The sequence below is a fragment of the Falsiroseomonas sp. genome, assembly GCF_051859025.1.
Taxonomy (GTDB): domain Bacteria; phylum Pseudomonadota; class Alphaproteobacteria; order Acetobacterales; family Acetobacteraceae; genus Falsiroseomonas.
Genome location: NZ_JBHYGL010000012.1, coordinates 376,099 through 394,563, shown reverse-complemented (window position 1 = coordinate 394,563; position 18,465 = coordinate 376,099). Strand labels below are relative to the sequence as shown.

General features: G+C 68.0%; 30 protein-coding genes and 2 tRNA genes. 2 read left to right on the top strand and 30 right to left on the bottom strand.

Annotated features, from left to right (window positions below; translation table 11 throughout):
* Positions 1 to 59: 59 nt before the first annotated feature.
* The 30 genes from rplQ to ACTIE5_RS14000 form a co-directional block, all read right to left on the bottom strand.
* Positions 60 to 485: a 50S ribosomal protein L17 gene (rplQ, locus tag ACTIE5_RS14145; RefSeq protein ID WP_439550332.1), complete on the bottom strand. Its 426-nt coding sequence runs from the start codon at positions 483 to 485 to the stop codon at positions 60 to 62.
* A 30-nt stretch (positions 486 to 515) separates the two neighbouring features.
* Positions 516 to 1,529 carry a DNA-directed RNA polymerase subunit alpha gene (locus ACTIE5_RS14140; protein ID WP_439550331.1) on the bottom strand — a complete coding sequence of 338 codons (1,014 nt, stop codon included), beginning with the start codon at positions 1,527 to 1,529 and terminating at the stop codon, positions 516 to 518.
* Between the two features lie 69 nt (positions 1,530 to 1,598).
* Positions 1,599 to 2,003: a 30S ribosomal protein S11 gene (rpsK, locus tag ACTIE5_RS14135; RefSeq protein ID WP_092961059.1), complete on the bottom strand. Its 405-nt coding sequence runs from the start codon at positions 2,001 to 2,003 to the stop codon at positions 1,599 to 1,601.
* A gap of 1 nt (position 2,004) precedes the next feature.
* On the bottom strand, positions 2,005 to 2,382 hold the full coding sequence (gene rpsM, locus ACTIE5_RS14130; RefSeq protein WP_092961060.1) for a 30S ribosomal protein S13: 378 nt from the start codon (positions 2,380 to 2,382) through the stop codon (positions 2,005 to 2,007).
* 308 nt (positions 2,383 to 2,690) lie between these two features.
* Positions 2,691 to 3,341 carry an adenylate kinase gene (locus ACTIE5_RS14125; RefSeq protein WP_439550330.1) on the bottom strand — a complete coding sequence of 217 codons (651 nt, stop codon included), beginning with the start codon at positions 3,339 to 3,341 and terminating at the stop codon, positions 2,691 to 2,693.
* Positions 3,338 to 4,705: a preprotein translocase subunit SecY gene (gene secY / locus ACTIE5_RS14120; protein WP_439550329.1), complete on the bottom strand. Its 1,368-nt coding sequence runs from the start codon at positions 4,703 to 4,705 to the stop codon at positions 3,338 to 3,340. Before secY ends, ACTIE5_RS14125 begins: the two co-directional genes overlap by 4 nt.
* Before the next feature lie 164 nt (positions 4,706 to 4,869).
* On the bottom strand, positions 4,870 to 5,355 hold the full coding sequence (rplO, locus tag ACTIE5_RS14115; RefSeq protein ID WP_439550328.1) for a 50S ribosomal protein L15: 486 nt from the start codon (positions 5,353 to 5,355) through the stop codon (positions 4,870 to 4,872).
* 4 nt (positions 5,356 to 5,359) lie between these two features.
* Positions 5,360 to 5,548, bottom strand: coding sequence for a 50S ribosomal protein L30 (gene rpmD / locus ACTIE5_RS14110; RefSeq protein ID WP_439550327.1), 189 nt, complete (start codon positions 5,546 to 5,548; stop codon positions 5,360 to 5,362).
* On the bottom strand, positions 5,541 to 6,179 hold the full coding sequence (gene rpsE, locus ACTIE5_RS14105) for a 30S ribosomal protein S5 (RefSeq protein WP_439550326.1): 639 nt from the start codon (positions 6,177 to 6,179) through the stop codon (positions 5,541 to 5,543). Before rpsE ends, rpmD begins: the two co-directional genes overlap by 8 nt.
* An 11-nt stretch (positions 6,180 to 6,190) precedes the next feature.
* A complete protein-coding gene (gene rplR / locus ACTIE5_RS14100; protein ID WP_439550325.1) occupies positions 6,191 to 6,556 on the bottom strand; it encodes a 50S ribosomal protein L18 in 366 nt (121 codons plus the stop codon).
* Entirely contained in the window at positions 6,556 to 7,089 is a 534-nt protein-coding gene (rplF, locus tag ACTIE5_RS14095; RefSeq protein WP_439550324.1) for a 50S ribosomal protein L6, read from the bottom strand. The genes rplR and rplF overlap by 1 nt, the downstream gene beginning before the upstream one ends.
* A 13-nt stretch (positions 7,090 to 7,102) precedes the next feature.
* Positions 7,103 to 7,501: a 30S ribosomal protein S8 gene (gene rpsH, locus ACTIE5_RS14090; RefSeq protein ID WP_439550323.1), complete on the bottom strand. Its 399-nt coding sequence runs from the start codon at positions 7,499 to 7,501 to the stop codon at positions 7,103 to 7,105.
* Between the two features lie 12 nt (positions 7,502 to 7,513).
* Positions 7,514 to 7,819 (bottom strand): 30S ribosomal protein S14, encoded by a 306-nt coding sequence (gene rpsN / locus ACTIE5_RS14085; protein WP_439550322.1) that lies wholly within the window; start codon positions 7,817 to 7,819, stop codon positions 7,514 to 7,516.
* A 53-nt stretch (positions 7,820 to 7,872) separates the two neighbouring features.
* Positions 7,873 to 8,406: a 50S ribosomal protein L5 gene (gene rplE, locus ACTIE5_RS14080; protein ID WP_439550394.1), complete on the bottom strand. Its 534-nt coding sequence runs from the start codon at positions 8,404 to 8,406 to the stop codon at positions 7,873 to 7,875.
* A 170-nt stretch (positions 8,407 to 8,576) separates the two neighbouring features.
* The gene (rplX, locus tag ACTIE5_RS14075; protein ID WP_439550321.1) at positions 8,577 to 8,897 is read right to left on the bottom strand and encodes a 50S ribosomal protein L24; all 321 of its coding nucleotides are present in this window, start codon (positions 8,895 to 8,897) and stop codon (positions 8,577 to 8,579) included.
* A 4-nt stretch (positions 8,898 to 8,901) separates the two neighbouring features.
* Positions 8,902 to 9,270, bottom strand: coding sequence for a 50S ribosomal protein L14 (gene rplN, locus ACTIE5_RS14070; RefSeq protein ID WP_092961072.1), 369 nt, complete (start codon positions 9,268 to 9,270; stop codon positions 8,902 to 8,904).
* 15 nt (positions 9,271 to 9,285) lie between these two features.
* Positions 9,286 to 9,597, bottom strand: coding sequence for a 30S ribosomal protein S17 (rpsQ, locus tag ACTIE5_RS14065; RefSeq protein ID WP_439550320.1), 312 nt, complete (start codon positions 9,595 to 9,597; stop codon positions 9,286 to 9,288).
* Between the two features lie 12 nt (positions 9,598 to 9,609).
* Entirely contained in the window at positions 9,610 to 9,825 is a 216-nt protein-coding gene (rpmC, locus tag ACTIE5_RS14060) for a 50S ribosomal protein L29 (protein ID WP_092961074.1), read from the bottom strand.
* Position 9,826: 1 nt separating this feature from the next.
* Entirely contained in the window at positions 9,827 to 10,255 is a 429-nt protein-coding gene (gene rplP / locus ACTIE5_RS14055) for a 50S ribosomal protein L16 (protein ID WP_092961075.1), read from the bottom strand.
* Between the two features lie 13 nt (positions 10,256 to 10,268).
* Positions 10,269 to 10,946: a 30S ribosomal protein S3 gene (gene rpsC / locus ACTIE5_RS14050; RefSeq protein WP_164698145.1), complete on the bottom strand. Its 678-nt coding sequence runs from the start codon at positions 10,944 to 10,946 to the stop codon at positions 10,269 to 10,271.
* A gap of 1 nt (position 10,947) precedes the next feature.
* Positions 10,948 to 11,352 carry a 50S ribosomal protein L22 gene (gene rplV, locus ACTIE5_RS14045; RefSeq protein WP_092961077.1) on the bottom strand — a complete coding sequence of 135 codons (405 nt, stop codon included), beginning with the start codon at positions 11,350 to 11,352 and terminating at the stop codon, positions 10,948 to 10,950.
* A gap of 1 nt (position 11,353) precedes the next feature.
* Positions 11,354 to 11,632, bottom strand: a complete 279-nt coding sequence (rpsS, locus tag ACTIE5_RS14040; RefSeq protein ID WP_092961078.1) for a 30S ribosomal protein S19 — start codon at positions 11,630 to 11,632, stop codon at positions 11,354 to 11,356.
* A 6-nt stretch (positions 11,633 to 11,638) separates the two neighbouring features.
* Positions 11,639 to 12,472: a 50S ribosomal protein L2 gene (gene rplB, locus ACTIE5_RS14035; protein ID WP_439550319.1), complete on the bottom strand. Its 834-nt coding sequence runs from the start codon at positions 12,470 to 12,472 to the stop codon at positions 11,639 to 11,641.
* 4 nt (positions 12,473 to 12,476) lie between these two features.
* Positions 12,477 to 12,809 carry a 50S ribosomal protein L23 gene (locus ACTIE5_RS14030; protein WP_092961080.1) on the bottom strand — a complete coding sequence of 111 codons (333 nt, stop codon included), beginning with the start codon at positions 12,807 to 12,809 and terminating at the stop codon, positions 12,477 to 12,479.
* Positions 12,806 to 13,450 (bottom strand): 50S ribosomal protein L4, encoded by a 645-nt coding sequence (gene rplD, locus ACTIE5_RS14025; protein WP_439550393.1) that lies wholly within the window; start codon positions 13,448 to 13,450, stop codon positions 12,806 to 12,808. The genes ACTIE5_RS14030 and rplD overlap by 4 nt, the downstream gene beginning before the upstream one ends.
* A gap of 10 nt (positions 13,451 to 13,460) precedes the next feature.
* Positions 13,461 to 14,168: a 50S ribosomal protein L3 gene (gene rplC / locus ACTIE5_RS14020; RefSeq protein ID WP_439550318.1), complete on the bottom strand. Its 708-nt coding sequence runs from the start codon at positions 14,166 to 14,168 to the stop codon at positions 13,461 to 13,463.
* Positions 14,169 to 14,189: 21 nt separating this feature from the next.
* A complete protein-coding gene (gene rpsJ / locus ACTIE5_RS14015) occupies positions 14,190 to 14,498 on the bottom strand; it encodes a 30S ribosomal protein S10 (protein WP_092961082.1) in 309 nt (102 codons plus the stop codon).
* Positions 14,499 to 14,531: 33 nt separating this feature from the next.
* Complete coding sequence (gene tuf, locus ACTIE5_RS14010; RefSeq protein ID WP_439550317.1) at positions 14,532 to 15,719, bottom strand: elongation factor Tu; 1,188 nt, start codon at positions 15,717 to 15,719, stop codon at positions 14,532 to 14,534.
* A gap of 82 nt (positions 15,720 to 15,801) precedes the next feature.
* Positions 15,802 to 15,875 (bottom strand) — tRNA-Gly (locus tag ACTIE5_RS14005).
* A 78-nt stretch (positions 15,876 to 15,953) separates the two neighbouring features.
* A tRNA-Tyr gene (locus ACTIE5_RS14000) sits at positions 15,954 to 16,035 on the bottom strand.
* Between the two features lie 684 nt (positions 16,036 to 16,719).
* Between ACTIE5_RS14000 and rlmB the strand changes: the two genes are divergently transcribed.
* Both rlmB and ACTIE5_RS13990 read left to right on the top strand, forming a co-directional pair.
* Positions 16,720 to 17,682 carry a 23S rRNA (guanosine(2251)-2'-O)-methyltransferase RlmB gene (rlmB, locus tag ACTIE5_RS13995; RefSeq protein ID WP_439550316.1) on the top strand — a complete coding sequence of 321 codons (963 nt, stop codon included), beginning with the start codon at positions 16,720 to 16,722 and terminating at the stop codon, positions 17,680 to 17,682.
* Positions 17,679 to 18,446 (top strand): 2-keto-4-pentenoate hydratase, encoded by a 768-nt coding sequence (locus ACTIE5_RS13990; RefSeq protein WP_439550315.1) that lies wholly within the window; start codon positions 17,679 to 17,681, stop codon positions 18,444 to 18,446. Before rlmB ends, ACTIE5_RS13990 begins: the two co-directional genes overlap by 4 nt.
* Positions 18,447 to 18,465: the final 19 nt, after the last annotated feature.

Below are 18,465 nucleotides of genomic sequence, written 5' to 3'. Positions count from 1 at the left end.
GCGCACGAAAAAGGGCGCCTCGCGGCGCCCTTTCCGTCTTCCGACGATGCAAACCCGGCTTACGCCGCGTCCGCCTCGCTCTCCATCTTCTCCGCCACCGGGCCGCTGTCGAGGCCCTTCGCGGCGGGGTCGCGGTCGATCAGCTCGATGATCGCCATGTCGGCGGCATCGCCATAGCGCATGCCGGCCTTCAGGACGCGGGTGTAACCACCGGCGCGGCCCTTGTAGCGTTCCGCGATGGCGGTGAAGAGCTTGTCCACCACCTTCTCGTCCCGCACCTGGGCATAGGCCTGGCGGCGGGCATGCAGGTCGCCGCGCTTGCCGAGCGTGATGATGCGCTCGACATACGGGCGCAGCTCCTTCGCCTTGGGCAGCGTGGTGCTGATCTGTTCGTGCTTCAGCAGCGCCGTCGCCATGCTGCGGAGCATGGCGAGGCGGTGGCTGGTGGTAACGCCGAGCTTACGGCCGGCAACGCCGTGACGCATGGTCCTGTTTCCTTACTTCCCGGGGCGCCCTTAGAAGGGCTCCTCGAGCTTCTTCGCGAGGTCCTCGATGTTCTCGGGCGGCCAGCCCGGGACGGTGAGCCCCAGGCCGAGACCCATGGAGGCGAGGACCTCCTTGATCTCGTTCAACGACTTGCGGCCGAAATTCGGAGTCCGGAGCATTTCCTGCTCCGTCTTCTGCACCAGGTCGCCGATATAGACGATGTTGTCGTTCTTCAGGCAGTTCGCCGAACGGACCGACAGTTCGAGCTCGTCCACCTTGCGCAGCAGGTTGCGATTGAAGGGGAGATCGTCGCGGATCTCCTCCACCACGCGCTGGCGCGGCTCCTCGAAGTTGATGAAGAGCTGCAGCTGCTCCTGCAGGATGCGGGCGGCGATGCCGACCGCGTCCTCGGGGGAGACGGTGCCATCGGTTTCGACCGTCAGGACCAGCTTGTCGTAGTCGGTCTTCTGGCCGACGCGGGTGGGCTGAACCTGGTAGGCCACGCGACGCACCGGGGAATAGATGGCATCGATCGGGATGAGGCCGATCGGCGCATCCTCGGGCCGGTTCTCGCTGGCCGGAACGTAGCCCTTGCCGGTGTCCACGGTCAGTTCCATGGACAGGCGGGCGCCGTCATCGAGCGAGCAGATCACCAGGTCCGGGTTCGAGATCTCGATGTCGCCGGTCGTCTGGATCTGGCCGGCGGTGACTTCGCCGGGGCCGGTCGCGGTGAGCTGCAGGCGCTTCGGGCCGTCGCCCTGCATGCGCACCGCCAGCTGCTTCACGTTCAGGACGATGTCCGTCACGTCCTCACGCACACCCTGGAGGCTGCTGAATTCATGCAGCGCGCCGTCGATGCGGATGGCCGTCACGGCCGCGCCCTGGAGGGACGACAGCAGGATGCGGCGCAGCGCGTTGCCAAGCGTCATGCCGAAGCCGCGCTCCAGCGGCTCCGCCACGATGGTCGCCAAGCGGGTCGGATCGGACCCGAGCTCGACGTCCTTCTTGGTCTCGATCAGCGAACGCCAGTTCTTCTCGATCACGGTCTTTTCCCTTGCCCGGCCCGAAGGGGCGCGCCTGCGATCAGGCGCGCCGCGGCAACTGCTGCGTCCTCAGACGCGGCGGCGCTTCCGGGGACGGCAGCCATTGTGCGGGATGGGCGTCACGTCCCGGATCGCGGTGACGTAGAAGCCCACGGCCTGCAGCGCACGGAGCGCGGACTCACGGCCCGAACCAGGGCCGGAGACCTGGATCTCCAGGGTCTCCATGCCATGCTCGCGGGCCTTCTTGCCGGCGTCCTCGGCGGCAACCTGGGCGGCGTAGGGCGTGCTCTTGCGGCTGCCCTTGAAACCCTGGCTACCCGAGGACGACCAGGCAATCGCATTGCCCTGCGCGTCGGTGATGGTCACGACGGTGTTGTTGAAGGACGCCAGAACGTGGGCGACGCCGGAAGAGATATTCTTCCGTTCCTTCTTGCGCGGCCGCTGGCCGGCGCCGGCGCGGGGTTCGCGAGCCATCTTACTTCGTCACCTTCTTCTTGCCGGCGATCGCGACCGCCTTGCCCTTGCGGGTGCGCGCATTGGTGTGCGTGCGCTGGCCGCGGACCGGAAGCCCCTTGCGATGGCGCAGGCCGCGGTAGCAGGCCATGTCCATCAGGCGCTTCTTGTTCATCGCCTCTTCACGCCGCAGGTCGCCCTCGACGCGGTATTCCCGGTCGATCAGCTCGCGGATGCGGAGGATCTCATCATCCGTCAGCTGGTTCACCCGGCGGTCTTCCGGGATGTTCAGCTGCGTGCAGATGACCTTGGCGTTGGAAGGGCCAATGCCAAAGATATAGCGAAGCGAGATGAGCACCCGCTTGTTGGTTGGGATGTTCACGCCGGCGATGCGCGCCACGGTGCCTCTCTCCTCATCGGGCCGATGGCCCGCTTCTCAAAACGCCGGGCGCGAGGCCCGTTGGAACCAAAATCCCCACCCTGCGATGGGGGACGATCACACCGGGCCGGCGGGCCCGTAAAACTCAGCCGGGCCAATGGGCCCGAAGAACAATCAAACCGGACCGCCGGGGCGGTGGAGCGCGCCTGCCTGGGCTGGCGCGACCGTCTTGGTCCAAGTTTGCAACGGCAAAGAGCGGCCGGGGTGAACCCCGGACCGCAGGCGCGGGGGGTTACACCAGCGCCGCCGGGGGAGTCAAGCGCACCCCCTCACCCCGCCCCCAGCACCGCGGCAATCTGCCGCGTCACGTCGTCCATCTCCGCCATGCCATCGACCTGGCGGAGCTTCCCCTGCGCCGCGTAGTGCGGGAGCAGCGGCGAAGTCTGGCGGTGATAGGCATCGAGTCGCGCCGCGACCGTCTCCGCCTTGTCATCCGCCCGGCGGCTGAATTCGGTGCCCCCGCAGGCATCGCACACACCCGCCTTGGCGGGCTGCTTGAAGCTGTCGTGGTAGCCCTCCCCGCACTTGGCACAGGTGAAGCGGCCGGCGATGCGCTCGACCAGCGCGGCGTCGTCCACCTTCAGCTCGATCACATGGTCCAGCGGCATCGCCTTGTCGGCCAGCATGCGGTCCAGCGCCTGGGCCTGCGGCACAGTCCGCGGGAAGCCATCCAGGATGAAGCCCTTGGCGCTGCCGGGGGCCGAGACGCGGGCCGCCAGCATGGCCGTGATGATGGCATCGGGGACCAGGTCACCCCGCTCCATGATCGCCTTGGCCTCAAGCCCGATGGGCGATCCTGCCTTCACCTCGGCCCGCAGCATGTCGCCGGTCGAGATCTGGGATATCCCGTACCGGTCCTCAAGCCGCTTGGCCTGGGTGCCCTTCCCGGCGCCGGGAGGCCCCAGCAGGATAAGCCTCATCGTCCACGTCCCCCCGGTTGCGTGCCTCGGCCACCCAGCCGGGCCTTCTTGATCAGCCCCTCATACTGGTGCGCGAAGAGGTGCGACTGCACTTGCGCCACCGTGTCCATGGTGACGGACACGATGATCAGCAGAGAGGTTCCGCCGAAGTAGAAGGGGACGCCGTAATTCGCAATGAGAAGTTCGGGCAGCAGGCAGACGATGGAGAGGTAGACCGCGCCCACCGCCGTCAGCCTGGTCAACACGCGGTCGAAATACTGCGCAGTCGGCTGCCCGGGCCGGATGCCCGGCACGAAGCCGCCATACTTGCGCAGATTATCTGCCGTCTCCTGCGGATTGAAGACGACCGCCGTGTAGAAGAAGGCAAAGAAGACGATCAGCCCCAGATACATCGCCATATAGAGCGGCTGGCCATGCGCCAGCAGGTTGGTGATGTCCGTCAGCCAGGAGTCGCTCGACCGGTCCGTCTGGAAGGCCGCGAAGGTCGCGGGCAGCAGCAGGAGGGAGGAGGCGAAGATCGGCGGCATCACGCCGGCCGTGTTCAGCTTCAGCGGCAGGTGCGTGTTCTCACCGCCGAACATGCGGTTGCCCACCTGGCGCTTCGGGTACTGCACGGGGATGCGCCGCTGCGCACGCTCGACGAACACCACGAAGGCGATGACGCCGAGCGCCACCAGCAGAAAGAAGATGATGAAGAAGGTGGAGAGCGCGCCCGTGCGGCCGAGTTCCAGCGTGCTGGCCAGGGCGGAGGGCAGGTTCGCCACGATGCCGGCGAAGATGATCAAGCTGATGCCGTTGCCGACGCCGCGCGCCGTGATCTGCTCACCCAGCCACATCAGGAACATGGTGCCGCCGACCAGCGTGATGACGCAGGCCACGCGGAAGAACCAGCCCGGATCATGCACGGCCGCACCGAAGCTGCCACGCAGCGACTCGAGCCCCACCGCGATGCCATAGGCCTGGAAGATGGCGATCACCAGCGTGAGGTAGCGGGTGTACTGGTTGAGCTTCTTCCGCCCCGACTCGCCTTCCTTCTTCAGCGCTTCCCACGAGGGAATCGCCGCCGTCATCAGCTGAACAATGATGGAGGCCGAGATGTAGGGCATGATGTTGAGGGCGAAGATCGTCATGCGCCCCAGCGAACCGCCGGTGAACATGTCGAACATGCCGAGGATGCCGCCGCCCATCTGGGCAAGCAGTTCCCCCATCACGCCGGCATCGACACCAGGCACCGGCACGTAGGAGCCAATGCGATAAACAATCAACGCGCCCAGCGTGAACCAGAGCCGGTTCTTCAGCTCCGTCGCCTTGGCGAGCACGCCGAGGTTCAGATTGGCCGCAAGCTGTTCGGCGGCGGACGCCATACGCGATCCCTCCTCACGACAACGGCGCCACCGGGGCCTGCCCTGAGGCAGACCCGGGACGCCGTTGCGCAACCCCCATCAATGTGCGGCCCCGCCCCTTCGGGTTCAAGGGCCGCATGAAGCCCGCCGCAACGCCGGACGGCGCGCGCCGGGCCATGTCAGGCTCAGCCTTCGGCCGCCGCCTCGGCGCCGAGGACGGTCACCTTGCCGCCGGCGGCCTCGATCGCCGCGAGTGCGGCGGCGGAGGCACCGGAGACGGTGATCGTCACGGCGCGGGTGATCTCACCTGTCGCGAGCAGGCGCACGCCGGCATACTTGCCGGAGGAGCGGACAACGCCCGCCGCCTGCAGCATCGCCTCGTCAATCGCGCCTTCGGCCGGCAGGCGGCCATCGGCGATCGCCTTGTCGAGCGAACCGACGTTGAGCGGCGCGTAGAGCTTGCGGAAGACGTTCACGAAGCCACGCTTCGGCAGGCGGCGATAGATCGGGAGCTGGCCGCCCTCGAACCCATTCAGCCGCACGCCGGTGCGCGCCTTCTGACCCTTGACGCCACGGCCAGAGGTCTTGCCCTTGCCGGAGCCGATGCCGCGGCCGACGCGCTTGAACTTCGGGCGGGCGCCCTCGTTGTCGCGGATCTCGTTCAGCTTCATCGGATCAGCCCTCGACCTTCACCAGGTGGGCGACCTTGCGGATCATCCCGCGAACCGCGGGGGTATCCTCAAGCTCGCTCGACCGACGGATCTTGTTCAGCCCCAAGCCGATCAGCGTCTCACGCTGGCCGGGCTTGCGACCGATCGGCGATCCGATCTGGACCACCTTCACGGTCTTCTTCTCATCAGACATTGGCACCCTCCGCCGCGACGCCATCGGCCGCCGCGTCCTTGCGCGGGCCAAGCAGGTCGGAGACCTTCTTGCCACGACGCGCCGCGACCGCACGCGGGCTGGTGCACTTGCCCAGCGCCGCAAACGTCGCCTTGACCATGTTGTGCGGGTTCGTGGTGCCGGTGCACTTGGCGACGACGTCACCCATGCCCAGCGTCTCGAACACCGCGCGCATCGGACCGCCGGCGATGATGCCGGTACCGGCGGGCGCCGCGCGCAGGATCACTCGACCCGCGCCGAACTCGCCGATCTGGTCGTGATGCAGGGTGCGACCCTCACGCATCGGCACGCGGATCATGCCACGCTTGGCACGCTCCGTCGCCTTGCGGATCGCCTCCGGCACCTCACGCGCCTTGCCGGCGCCCCAGCCAACGCGGCCCTTCTGGTCACCAACCACAACCAGGGCGGCGAAGCTGAAGCGGCGACCGCCCTTCACCACCTTGGCCACGCGGTTGATGGTGACCAGCTTGTCCTTCAGCTCGTCGCCGTCCTGCCGTTCCTGCCGGTTGTCGTTGTTGCGATCCCGACCCCGGCCACGACGGCGATCACCCTCGCCGCCACCTTCGCCGCCGCTCCGCGGTTCCCGTGCCATACCCGAACTCCTCAGAACGACAGGCCGCCCTCGCGGGCAGCCTCCGCGAGCGCCTTGACGCGGCCGTGGTAGATATAAGGCCCACGGTCGAACACCACCTCGGTCACGCCAGCGGCGAGCGCACGCTCCGCCACCAGCTTGCCGACCGCCGTCGCCGCATCCTTGTCGGCGCCGGTCTTCAGCCCCTCGCGCATCGCCTTTTCCATGGACGAGGCGGCAGCGACCGTACGGCCCTGCTTGTCGTCGATGACCTGGGCATAGATGTGCTTGCCGGAACGGAAGACGGACAGCCGCACGCGGCCACCGGACTTCTGCTTGAGCTGGTAGCGCAGCCGCGAACGGCGGCGCTCCGTCAGTGCGAGCTTCTTGTCGGCCATTACTTCTTCTTACCCTCCTTCCGGAGGATCACCTCGTCCGTGTACCGCACGCCCTTGCCCTTATAGGGCTCGGGACCACGATACGCGCGGATCTCCGCCGCAACCTGACCGACCTGGCGCTTGTCAGCGCCTTCCACCTTGATGGAAGTCGGCTTCTCGCAGGTGATCTTGATGCCCGTGGGGATCGCGTACTTGATCTCGTGGCTGTAGCCGAGCGCGAGGACCAGGTCCTTGCCCTGCACAGCGGCACGATAGCCGGTACCGGTGATCTCCATGTTCTTGGTGAAGCCCGTGGAGACGCCCGTCACCATGCTCTGGATCAGGCTGCGGGTCGTGCCCCACATGGTGCGGGCCCGACGGTCCTCACCACGCGGCGCCACCGCGACCGTGCCGGCATCGATGGTGACATCCACCTCGTCCGTCAGGTCGAGCTTCAGTTCGCCATTCTTGCCCGTGGCGACAACGGTACGACCCTGCAGCGCCACCTGGACGCCAGCAGGAACGGGAACCGGATATTTTCCGACGCGAGACATGCTTTCCCTCCCGTCAGAACACGCGGCAGAGGACTTCGCCGCCAACATTGGCGCTGCGAGCCTCATTGTCGCTCATCACGCCCTTCGGCGTGGACAGGATCGAGATGCCGAGGCCGGAGTAGAACTTCGGCAGCTCCGCGATCTTCGAATAGACACGCCGGCCAGGCTTGGAGACGCGAGCGATCTCCTTGATGGCGGGTTCGCCCTCGGAATACTTCAGCTCGATGCTGATCACCTTCACGCCGGCGCGGACCTGTTCGGTCGCCCAGCCACGAATGTAACCCTCGCGCTTCAGCACCTCGAGCACGTTCTCACGCAGCTTGGAGGCAGGCGCCACGCAGCGGCTCTGACGAGCGCTCTGCGCGTTGCGGATGCGGGTGAGCAGGTCACCCAGCGGATCGGACAGCGACATTCGCGGCCCTCCTTACCAGCTCGCCTTGACCAGGCCGGGGATCTGGCCGGTGTTGGCCATCTCCCGGAGCTGGTTCCGGCAAAGCTTGAATTTGCGGTAGTTGCCGCGGGGACGACCGGTCAGCTCGCAACGCAGGCGAACACGGTTCTTCGCACCGTTGCGGGGGAGCTGCGCGAGCTTCAAGGTCGCGTCAAAGCGTTCTTCCACCGGCAGCGTCCGGTCCATCACGATGCCCTTGAGGGCAGCGCGCTTCCCGGCGTGCAGCTTCGACAGCTTCTCACGACGCTTGTTCTTCTCGACAGACGAGGTCTTGGCCATGCCGTCTTAAACCCTCCGGAACCTGCCCGGCAGCGCCGGGCGGTTTTCCAAAATCAGTTGGCGAAAGGAAGCTCGAAAGCCTTGAGCAGGGCCTTCGCTTCCTTGTCGGTCTTGGCGGTCGTCACGAACTGGATGTCCATGCCGCGAACCGTGTCCACCTTGTCGTAGTTGATTTCGGGGAACACGATCTGCTCCTTCAGGCCCATGGCGAAGTTGCCACGGCCGTCGAAGCCCTTATTGCCCGGCAGGCCGCGGAAGTCACGTACCCGCGGCATCGCGATCGTCACGAGCCGGTCCAGGAATTCGTACATCCGCGCCTTGCGCAGCGTGACCTTGCAGCCGATCGCCTGGCCTTCGCGGATCTTGAACCCGGCGATGGCCTTGCGGGCCTTGGTCTTCACGGGCTTCTGCCCCGCGATCGCCATCAGGTCGGACACGGCGGCATCAAGCTTCTTCTGGTCGCCGGCGGCCTCGCCCACGCCCATGTTGATGACGATCTTTTCCAGCTTCGGAACCTGCATGGCGTTCGCGTAGCCGAACTCGTCAGACAGCCGCTTGATCACGACCTCGTCGTAGAACCTCCGCAGGCGCGGAAGCCCTTCCGGCGACGCGGCCGCGGGGCCGGCCTTGGCAACGGCCGCGGCCTGGGCGGGAGCAACGCGCTGCTCGCCCTTCGCCGCCGCCGCATTCGCCGCAGGCTTCTTGGCAGAGGACTTGCCCCCGGCCTTGGCGGGCTTGCCGCCCTTCTTCGAGTCGCTCATCGGTCGATCACCTCGCCAGAGGGCCGGGCCACGCGAACCTTGCGGCCGTCCTCAAGCACCTTGAAGCCGACGCGGGCGGGCTTGTCAGAGCTCGGGTCGATCAGCGCCAGGTTGGAGAGGTTGATCGGCCCCTCCTTCTCGACGATGCCACCCGGCTTGCCCATGCCCTGCGGCTTGGTGTGCTTCTTCACCATGTTCACGCCCTGCACGAAGGCGCGATTTTCCTCGGGCACGACGCGAATGACATCGCCCCGCTTGCCCTTGTCGCGACCGGCGAGAACCTCGACCCGGTCGCCCTTCTTGATCTTAGCGGCCATGGCCTTACAGGACCTCCGGCGCCAGCGAGATGATCTTCATGAACTTCTTGCCGCGCAATTCGCGCACGACCGGTCCGAAGATACGGGTGCCGATCGGCTCGCCCTGCTTGTTGATCAGCACGGCGGCGTTGTTGTCGAAGCGGATCGCGGAACCGTCGATGCGCCGCACGGGATAGGACGTGCGGACGATGACGGCGCGATGCACCTCACCCTTCTTCACCTTGGCGCGCGGGATCGCTTCCTTGATGGAAACGACGATCACGTCGCCGACGGACGCCGTCTTCCGCTTCGAGCCACCCAGCACCTTGATGCACTGGACGCGGCGCGCGCCGGAATTGTCGGCAACGTCGAGGTTGGATTCGACCTGGATCATGTCCTGCTCCCGGCCTCAGACCGCTGCCGACTGCGTCGCAGGCGAATCCGCGACGACGGGGGCGGGGAAGCCCTCCGGCCGTTCGACGGGGGCGCCGTTGCGCACGACAACCAGCCAGCTCTTGGTCTTGCTGATCGGGCGGCACTCCTCGATCGACACGACATCGCCTTCCTTGCACAGGTTGGCTTCGTCATGCGCGGCATACTTCTTCGAGCGCCGGATGAACTTCTTGTAGAGCGGATGCATCACGCGACGCTCGACAAGGACGGTGATCGTCTTGTCGGTCTTGTCGCTGACCACCCGGCCCGTGAGGACGCGCCTCGGCATCGTCCGGCCCCCTTAAGCTTGTTTCGCCGCAGCGCGGGAGCGCTCGGCCATGATCGTCTTCACCCGCGCGATGTCACGCCGCACCTGCTTGATGCGGCCCGTCGCCTCGAGCTGGCCGGTCGCCCGCTGGAAGCGCAGGTTGAACTGCTCCTTCCGAAGGCCAACCAGCATATCCTGCAGCTCGTCCGGGGTCTTCGCCCGGACGTCCGCGATCTTGGTCTCAGCCATCTCAGGCCTCCGCCGGCGAAGCGCCGAGGCGCGTCACGATCTTCGTCTTGATCGGCAGCTTGGCGGCACCGAGCGCGAGAGCCTCGCGTGCGATGTCGTTGGAGACGCCGTCCAGCTCGAACATGATGCGGCCCGGCTTCACCCGTGCCACCCAATACTCAGGCGCGCCCTTGCCGGAGCCCATTCGGACTTCGGCCGGCTTGGTGGACACGGGCACATCCGGGAAGATCCGGATCCACACGCGGCCCTGGCGCTTCATCGCGCGAGTGATCGCACGACGAGCTGCCTCGATCTGACGCGCCGTCACCCGCTCGGGCTCCAGCGCCTTCAGGCCGAAACCGCCGAAGGTCAGCGTGAAGCCACCCTTGGCGACGCCCTTGATGCGGCCCTTGTGGGCCTTTCGATAAGTAGTCCGCTTCGGCTGCAGCATCTCACATCATTCCTCAGCGCTGCGGGGCCTGTTCCGCGGCGCGCTTGTCCTGCGCCATCGGATCGTGGGCCATCACCTCGCCCTTGAAGATCCAGACCTTCACACCGCAGGTGCCATAGGTCGTCTTCGCCGTCGCGGTACCGAAATCGATATCGGCGCGGAGGGTATGCAGGGGCACGCGGCCCTCGCGGTACCATTCCATGCGCGCGATCTCCGCCCCGCCCAGACGGCCGGAGCAGTTGATGCGGATGCCGCCGGCGCCGAGGCGCATGGCGGACTGCACGGCGCGCTTCATCGCGCGGCGGAAGGCCACGCGGCGCTCCAGCTGCTGCGCGATGCTTTCCGCCACCAGCGTGCTGTCGATTTCCGGCTTACGGATCTCGACGATGTTGAGAGACACCTCGGCCCCGGCCATCTTCGCCAGGTCCTTGCGGAGGTTCTCGATGTCCGCGCCCTTCTTGCCGATCACGACGCCCGGGCGGGCGGCATGGATCGTCACGCGGGGCTTCTTGGCCGGACGCTCGATGACCACGCGGGAAACGCCGGCGCCCTTCAGGCGGTCGCGCAGCGTCTTCCGGAGCTTCAGGTCCTCATGCAGCATCCGCGAGTAGTCGGCGCTGGCGAACCAGCGGCTGTCCCACGTGCGGTTGATGCCGAGCCGGAGCCCGATCGGATTGACTTTGTGACCCATGTTACGCGGCCTCCTGCTGTGCCGCCGGCGCCTGCACCGTCTGCTCGGCCACCACGATCTTGAGATGGCTGAACCACTTCTCGACGCGCGCCGATCGACCGCGACCGCGGGCGTGGAAGCGCTTCATCACCACGGCGCGCCCGACCTCGGCCTTGGTGACGACCAGGCGGTCGACGTCCAGGCTGTGGTTGTTCTCGGCGTTCGCGATGGCGCTTTCCAGCGTCTTGCGGACGGTCTGCGCGATCCGGCGCTTGGAGAAGATCAGCGTCGCGACGGCGTCCTGCGCCGTGCGGCCGCGGATCAACCCCGCCACCAGGTTCAGCTTGCGCGGGCTGACACGAATGTTCTTCGTGATCGCCTGCGCCTCGGTCTCCTCGAGACCGCGTTCGTGCTTCGGCTTGCTCATGTCAGCCCCGCTTGGCCTTCTTGTCGGCCGAATGGCCGGTGAAGGTCCGCGTCGGCGAGAATTCGCCGAACTTGTGGCCCACCATGTTCTCGTTCACCTGCACCGGGATGAACTTCTTCCCGTTGTAGACGCCGAAGGTCAGGCCGACGAACTGCGGCAGGATCGTGCTGCGACGGGACCAGATCTTGATGATCTCGTTCCGCCCCGAACCACGGGCCGCCTCTGCCTTGTTGAGCAGGTAGCCGTCAACGAACGGCCCCTTCCAGACGCTGCGCGACATCGCCGATCAGCCCTTCGTCGCGTTACGGCGCCGGACGATGAGCCGGTCCGTGCGCTTGTTGTTACGGGTCTTGGCACCCTTGGTGGGCTTGCCCCACGGGGTGACCGGGTGGCGACCGCCGGAGGTCCGGCCCTCACCACCACCATGCGGGTGGTCGACCGGGTTCATCACGACGCCGCGGACATGCGGGCGGAAGCCCATCCACCGCGTGCGGCCGGCCTTGCCGATCTGCTGGTTGCTGTTGTCCGGGTTGGACACGGCGCCGATCGTCGCGATGCACTCGGAGCGCACCAGGCGGAGCTCCCCGGACATCAGCTTGACCTGCGCGTAGCCCGCATCCTTGCCGACCAGCTGGCAGTAGGTACCGGCCGAACGGCCGACCTTAGCACCGGCGCCCGGCTTCAGCTCCACGCAATGCACGATCGTGCCCACGGGGATGTTCGCCAGCGGCATCGCGTTGCCAGGCTTGATGTCCGCCTTCTCGGCGGCAATCACCTGGTCGCCCGCCTTCAGGCGCTGCGGCGCGATGATGTAGGACAGCTCGCCATCCGCGTACTTCAGCAGCGCGATCCAGGCCGACCGGTTGGGGTCGTATTCCAGACGCTCGACCGTCGCGGGGACGTCGAACTTGCGGCGCTTGAAGTCCACGATGCGGTAGGACTGCTTGTGTCCGCCGCCCCGGAACCGGACCGTGGTGCGGCCCAGATTGTTACGGCCGCCAGAGTGCGACTTGCCCTCGGTCAGCCCCTTGACCGGCTTGCCCTTCCACAGGTCGGAACGGTCCACCAGGACCGTGCCGCGCAGTGACGGAGTGACCGGGTTGAAGTTCTTCAATGCCATGGCGTCACGCAAGCCCCGTCGTGAGGTCGATGGTCTGGCCCGCCTGGAGCGTCACCACCGCCTTCTTCCAATCGGAACGCTGGCCGGGACGGCCGCGGAACCGCTTGGTCTTGCCCTTCATGACCAGCGTGTTCACCGCCTCGACCTTGACGTTGAACAGCTTCTCGACCGCCGCCTTGATCTCGGGCTTGGTCGCATCCGTCGTCACCTTGAAGGTGACCTGGCTGGCCTCATTCAGTCGCGTCGCCTTCTCCGTCACCACCGGCGACAGGATGACCTGGTAGACGCGCTCCGCCGACAGCTGGACGCCGCGCGGCTTGGTTGCGGTCTCGCTCATTCGGCGGACTCCTTGTCCGAGCCGTTCAGGCGCGCCGACAGGGCCTCCACGCCGGCGCGCGTCACCGCGAGCACGTCATGGTTCAGGATGTCGTACACATTGGCGCCGATCGTCGGCATCACCTGCACCTTCGGGATGTTGCGGGTGATGCGGGCGAAACCCTCATCCACCGTCGCATCCACCACCAGGGCGCTGGTCCAGCCGAGCTTCTTCAGCTGGGCGGCCAGGGCCGCGGTCTTCGCACCCTCGCCGGCCGCGGCGGCATCGAGCACCACCAGCTTGCCGGCCGCCTGCTTGGCGGAGAGCGCGCTGATCAGGCCGAGGCGACGGACCTTCTTGTTCAGGCTGTAGGCGTGGCTGCGCACCACGGGGCCGTGCACGACGCCACCCTTGCGGTACTGCGGCGCACGCAGAGAGCCCTGACGGGCATTGCCCGTGCCCTTCTGACGATAGGGCTTCTTGGTCGTGCCGGAGACCTCGCCCATGCCCTTGGCCTTGTGGGTACCGGCGCGGCGCTTGGCCAGCTGCCAGTGGACCACACGGGCCATGATGTCGGCGCGCGGCGCGGCGCCGAACAGCGCCTCCGGCAGCTCGATCTCGCCCGCGGGGGCGTTGTCGAGCGTGATGACGGGAACCTGGATCGCCATGATCTTACCCCTGCGCCCCGGCTTCGGCCGCCAGACCAGCGGGGTACGGCGCATCGGCGTGGCGGGCGCGCTTCACAGCGTCCTTCACCAGCACGTAGCTGCCCGTGGCACCCGGGATCGCGCCCTTGACCAGCAGCAGGCCGCGCTCCGCATCGTGGCCCGCGATCACCAGGTTCTGGGTGGTCACGCGCTCAACGCCGAGATGGCCGGCCATCTTCTTGTTCTTGAAGGTCTTGCCCGGATCCTGGCGGTTGCCGGTGGAGCCGTGCGAACGGTGGCTGATCGACACGCCGTGAGAGGCTTCGAGGCCCGAGAAGTTCCAGCGCTTCATCGCGCCGGCAAAACCCTTGCCCTTCGTCACGCCGGTGACATCGACCTTCTGGCCCTTCACGAAATGCTCGACCGAGAGCTTCGCGCCAGGCGCCAGCACCGCGTCGTCAGCGACGCGGAACTCGACGGTCTTGCGCGGCGCCTCGACGCCAGCCTTCGCGAAATGGCCCTTCTGGGGCTTCGTCACGTTCTTCGGCTTCGCGCGGCCGATGCCGACCTGGAGGGCGACGTAGCCATCCTTCTCGGCAGTCCGCTGCGCGATCACCCGCACCTCATCGAGGTGCAGGACAGTGACGGGGACGGTCGAGCCGTCCTCATTGAACAGCCGGGTCATCCCCAGCTTGCGGGCGATCAGCCCGGTGCGACCCACTTGGGCGGGCATGGTACTATCCTCTCCCGCCGCTCAGAGCTTGATCTCGACGTCCACGCCGGAGGCGAGGTCGAGCTTCATCAGCGCGTCCACGGTCTGCGGGGTGGGGTCGACGATGTCGAGCAGGCGACGGTGCGTGCGGATCTCGAACTGCTCGCGCGACTTCTTGTCGACGTGCGGCGAACGGTTGACGGTGAAACGCTCGATCTGCGTCGGCAGCGGGATGGGCCCGCGCACCCGCGCACCCGTCCGCTTGGCCGTGTTGACGATCTCCCGCGTGCTGCCATCGAGCACGCGGTGATCGAACGCCTTGAGGCGAATGCGGATGTTCTGGCTGTCCATGGCGCTCTGGCCCGTATCCCTTCGCGTCGCCGCTTACTTGACGATCTGGGCGACGACGCCGGCGCCGACGGTCCGGCCGCCTTCGCGGATCGCGAAGCGCAGGCCCTGGTCCATCGCGATCGGCGCGATCAGCTCCACATCCATCGTGATGTTGTCGCCCGGCATCACCATCTCGACGCCTTCCGGCAGCTTCACGATCCCCGTCACGTCCGTCGTCCGGAAGTAGAACTGCGGACGGTAGTTCGTGAAGAACGGCGTGTGACGCCCGCCTTCTTCCTTCGTCAGGATGTACGCCTCGGCCTTGAAGCCGGTGTGCGGCGTGATCGAGCCGGGCTTCGCCAGCACCTGCCCGCGCTCCACGTCTTCACGCTTCGTGCCGCGCAGCAGCGCGCCGATGTTGTCGCCCGCCTGCCCGCTGTCCAGCAGCTTGCGGAACATCTCCACGCCCGTCACCACCGTCTTCACGGTGTCCTTCAGGCCGATGATCTCCACTTCCTCGCCGACCTTGACGATCCCGCGCTCCACGCGGCCCGTCACCACCGTCCCGCGGCCGGAGATCGAGAACACGTCCTCGATCGGCATCAGGAAGGGCAGGTCGACCGGACGCTCGGGCTGCGGGATGTAGCTGTCCACCGCCGCCATCAGCTCCAGGATCGCCTTCTCGCCGATCTCGGGCGTCTTGTCTTCCAGCGCCGCGACCGCCGAGCCCTTGATGATCGGGATGTCGTCGCCCGGGAACTTGTAGGAGGAGAGCAGCTCGCGCACCTCCATCTCCACCAGTTCCACCAGGTCCGGATCGGCCAGGTCCATCTTGTTCAGGAACACCACCAGCGCCGGCACGCCGACCTGGCGCGCCAGCAGGATGTGCTCACGCGTCTGCGGCATCGGGCCATCGGCCGCCGACACCACCAGGATCGCGCCGTCCATCTGCGCCGCGCCCGTGATCATGTTCTTCACGTAGTCGGCGTGGCCGGGGCAGTCGACATGCGCGTAGTGGCGGTTCGCCGTCTCGTACTCAACGTGAGCCGTCGAGATCGTGATGCCGCGCGCCTTCTCCTCCGGCGCCTTGTCGATCTGGTCGTACGCCGTGAACGTCGCGCCGCCCGTCTTCGCCAGGATCTTGGTGATCGCCGCCGTCAGCGACGTCTTCCCATGGTCCACATGCCCGATCGTGCCGATATTGCAGTGCGGCTTGTTCCGCTCGAATTTCGCCTTGGCCATCTGCCCTGTTCCCGCTCTCGCCCGGGGCTGTCCCGGAGATCTGTTGCTGTCCCGCGCGCAGACCGAGCCCCGCCAGCCCGCGTGGAGCGGGTGAGGGGAATCGAACCCCCGTAGCCAGCTTGGAAGGCTGGTGCTCTACCATTGAGCTACACCCGCGCCGCGACGCCGGAATGCGGCGCTGCGCCGCCCGGTGGTTCCGGGTTGCGCCTCATGCGCGGCGGGCCTGGGGAGATATGGAGGGGGTTGGATTCGAACCAACGTAGGCTGAGCCAGCGGATTTACAGTCCGCCCCCTTTAGCCACTCGGGCACCCCTCCGCAGTCCGTCCCGGACCTGCCAGCTTGAGCGGGCGGGGCTTTGCCCGGTCCCGGGTCCGCTGTCAACGGCGCCCTGGGCGATAACCGGCCGAAGTGCTGGACAGGGTGCCCCGGGCGCGCGACATGGGCTGCATGGCCCGTACCCCGTCCACCCCTCCTCGTTCGCCCCGTCGCCCTTCCCCGGATGGGGCGTCCCGAGGGACCCCCCAAAGGGCTAGCAAGGGGGCTGGCAAGGGCGCTCCACGCGGCGCCGCCCGCCCATCGCGCGGCGAAGGCCGGCCCGATTCGGATGGCGCGGAACGCCCCAGCCGCTTCGGCCCCCGCCCGCTGGTCGGCAAGCCGCATCGCCAGAAGGGGGGCGAGGCCGCCCGGGATGACCGCCCGCGGCCGACGCGGGACGAGCGCCCCCGCCCGGCGCGGGACGAGCGCCCCCGCCCGACGCGGGACGAGCGCCCCCGCCCGACGCGGGATGATGGCCCTCGCGCCGCACGGGAAGATCGCCCGCGGCCGACGCGCGACGAACGTCCCCGCCCCACGCGCGACGACCGCCCTCGCACGAACCGCGATGAACGTCCTCGCCCGCCCCGCGACGACCGCGCCCGCCCGACGCGCGATGATCGCCCCCGTCCCGCCCAGGCCGAACGGCCCCGCGAGGATCGCCCCCGCGAAGACCGGCCCCGGCCGGTGCGAGAGGTCACCGGCTTCCCCACCCCGCTCCGCGCGCCCCGCGAGGACGCCGAGGGCGCCCCCGCGCCGCGTGGCCGCGACCGGCGCGGCATGGGCGATGTGAAGCCCCGCGCGGTGGAACCCACCGTCCCGGTGAAGCTGCCCCGCCCCACCCAGGCCGCGATCCAGCGCGATGCGGCACCGGGCGGGACGATCTGGCTGCACGGCCTGCATGCCGTGGGCGCCGCGCTGGCCAATCCCCGCCGCCGCCCGCGCCGCCTGCTGCTGACCATCGAGGCCGAGGCGGCACTCGAGGAAAGCTTCCCGAAGCCCTGGCGCCTGACGGCGGAGCGGGTCGAGAAGAACCGCTTCCAGACCTTCCTGCCGGAGGATTCGATCCACCAGGGCGCCGCCCTGCTGACGGAGCCCCTGCCCCCCTTGCCGCTGGAGGATTGCATCGCCACCCGCACCGGCCCCGTGCTGGTGCTGGACCAGGTGACGGACCCCCGCAATGTCGGCGCCATCCTGCGATCCGCCGCCGCCTTCGGCGCCGCCTGCGTCGTCATGCAGGACCGCCACGCGCCGCCGGAAACGGGCGCGCTGGCCCGCGCGGCCTCCGGCGCCCTGGAACTCGTGCCAATCGCGCGGGAGGTGAACCTCTCCCGCGCCATCGTCGCCCTGCAACGCGCCGGCTTCTGGGTGCTGGGCCTGGCGGGCGAAGGCAAGCGCACGCTGGCCGAGGGCGTGACGCGCGACCGGCGCATGGTGCTGGTGCTGGGCGCGGAGGATGCCGGGCTGCGCCGCCTGCAACGGGAGACCTGCGACGAGCTGGTGCGCCTGCCCATGGCGCCCGGTGTCGAAAGCCTGAACGTCGCCGCGGCCACGGCCGTGGCACTCTACGAGATCGCGCGCGGCGGGCCGGAACCGGTGGCCGTGGCGGAGCCCGACACGACCGGCGAGGAAGAGGAAACCGAGGAATGACCAGCCGCGCCGCCACCGCCATCCTGGAAGCCCGCCACGGGCGCCGGCCGCTCGTCCCGCTTGGCGATGCGGCGCCGGCGGATGCGGCGGCGGGCTATGCCGCGCAGCATGAGGTCGCGGCCGCGATGGGCGCAGTGCCGCCCGCCGGCTTCAAGATCGGCGCGACGACGAAGCAGATGCAGGCCTATCTCGGCCTGACCGGCCCCGCGGCCGGCTTCGTGCCCGCCGCCGGCCTGCACGCCACGCCGGCGCGCCTGCGCTTCGCGGATTTCGTGAACCCCGGCGTGGAATGCGAGGTCGGGCTGCGGCTCGGCGCCGACATCCCCTTCGGCCCCTGCACGCGGGACCAGGCCGCGGCCGCGGTAGCGGAGGTGTTTGCCGCCATCGAGATCGTGGAAAAGCGCTATGGCGACCTGGGTGCGCTCGGCACGCCGACGCTGATCGCGGACCAGGTCTTCCATGCCGGCGGCGTGCTGGGCACGCCGCGCGAAGGCTGGCGGGACCTCGACCTCGGCGCCACGCGGGGGCGGATGGAAATCGATGGCAGCCTCTATGGCGAAGGCGTCGGCGCCGATCTCCTCGGCCATCCGATGGAGGCGCTGGCCTGGCTCGCGGGCTCCGGCGCCGCGCAGGTCTTCGGCGGGCTGAAGGCGGGCCAGGTGGTGTTCCTCGGCTCCGTCACGCCGCCCGCCTGGATCGAGGGCCCGGCGACGGTGCTGGTGGATTTCGACACGCTGGGGAAGGTCTCGCTGGAATTCATCTGACGGCTGCGTGACGGGTCGC

Excerpts from the sequence above, each read along its gene's own strand:
- rpsJ (WP_092961082.1), bottom strand. The coding sequence starts at position 14,498 with ATGGACAGCCAGAACATCCGCATTCGCCTCAAGGCGTTCGATCACCGC.
- tuf (WP_439550317.1), bottom strand. The coding sequence starts at position 15,719 with ATGGCCAAGGCGAAATTCGAGCGGAACAAGCCGCACTGCAATATCGGC.
- rplX (WP_439550321.1), bottom strand. The coding sequence starts at position 8,897 with ATGGCCGCTAAGATCAAGAAGGGCGACCGGGTCGAGGTTCTCGCCGGT.
- rplQ (WP_439550332.1), bottom strand. The coding sequence starts at position 485 with ATGCGTCACGGCGTTGCCGGCCGTAAGCTCGGCGTTACCACCAGCCAC.
- rpsK (WP_092961059.1), bottom strand. The coding sequence starts at position 2,003 with ATGGCTCGCGAACCCCGCGCCGGCGCCGGCCAGCGGCCGCGCAAGAAG.
- rpmD (WP_439550327.1), bottom strand. The coding sequence starts at position 5,548 with ATGTCTGATGAGAAGAAGACCGTGAAGGTGGTCCAGATCGGATCGCCG.
- secY (WP_439550329.1), bottom strand. The coding sequence starts at position 4,705 with ATGGCGTCCGCCGCCGAACAGCTTGCGGCCAATCTGAACCTCGGCGTG.
- ACTIE5_RS14030 (WP_092961080.1), bottom strand. The coding sequence starts at position 12,809 with ATGAGCGAGACCGCAACCAAGCCGCGCGGCGTCCAGCTGTCGGCGGAG.
- rplV (WP_092961077.1), bottom strand. The coding sequence starts at position 11,352 with ATGAGCAAGCCGAAGCACGAACGCGGTCTCGAGGAGACCGAGGCGCAG.
- rplR (WP_439550325.1), bottom strand. The coding sequence starts at position 6,556 with ATGGCCGACAAGAAGCTCGCACTGACGGAGCGCCGCCGTTCGCGGCTG.
- rplB (WP_439550319.1), bottom strand. The coding sequence starts at position 12,472 with ATGGCATTGAAGAACTTCAACCCGGTCACTCCGTCACTGCGCGGCACG.
- rplF (WP_439550324.1), bottom strand. The coding sequence starts at position 7,089 with ATGTCTCGCGTCGGAAAATATCCGGTTCCCGTTCCTGCTGGCGTCCAG.
- rplC (WP_439550318.1), bottom strand. The coding sequence starts at position 14,168 with ATGCCCGCCCAAGTGGGTCGCACCGGGCTGATCGCCCGCAAGCTGGGG.
- ACTIE5_RS14125 (WP_439550330.1), bottom strand. The coding sequence starts at position 3,341 with ATGAGGCTTATCCTGCTGGGGCCTCCCGGCGCCGGGAAGGGCACCCAG.
- ACTIE5_RS13990 (WP_439550315.1), top strand. The coding sequence starts at position 17,679 with ATGACCAGCCGCGCCGCCACCGCCATCCTGGAAGCCCGCCACGGGCGC.
- rpsQ (WP_439550320.1), bottom strand. The coding sequence starts at position 9,597 with ATGCCGAGGCGCGTCCTCACGGGCCGGGTGGTCAGCGACAAGACCGAC.
- rpsC (WP_164698145.1), bottom strand. The coding sequence starts at position 10,946 with ATGGGTCACAAAGTCAATCCGATCGGGCTCCGGCTCGGCATCAACCGC.
- rplO (WP_439550328.1), bottom strand. The coding sequence starts at position 5,355 with ATGAAGCTGAACGAGATCCGCGACAACGAGGGCGCCCGCCCGAAGTTC.
- rpsS (WP_092961078.1), bottom strand. The coding sequence starts at position 11,632 with ATGTCGCGCAGCGTCTGGAAGGGGCCGTTCGTTGACGGCTACCTGCTC.
- rplP (WP_092961075.1), bottom strand. The coding sequence starts at position 10,255 with ATGCTGCAGCCGAAGCGGACTACTTATCGAAAGGCCCACAAGGGCCGC.
- rpsH (WP_439550323.1), bottom strand. The coding sequence starts at position 7,501 with ATGTCGCTGTCCGATCCGCTGGGTGACCTGCTCACCCGCATCCGCAAC.
- rplN (WP_092961072.1), bottom strand. The coding sequence starts at position 9,270 with ATGATCCAGGTCGAATCCAACCTCGACGTTGCCGACAATTCCGGCGCG.
- rpsE (WP_439550326.1), bottom strand. The coding sequence starts at position 6,179 with ATGGCACGGGAACCGCGGAGCGGCGGCGAAGGTGGCGGCGAGGGTGAT.
- rpsN (WP_439550322.1), bottom strand. The coding sequence starts at position 7,819 with ATGGCCAAGACCTCGTCTGTCGAGAAGAACAAGCGTCGTGAGAAGCTG.
- rpmC (WP_092961074.1), bottom strand. The coding sequence starts at position 9,825 with ATGGCTGAGACCAAGATCGCGGACGTCCGGGCGAAGACCCCGGACGAG.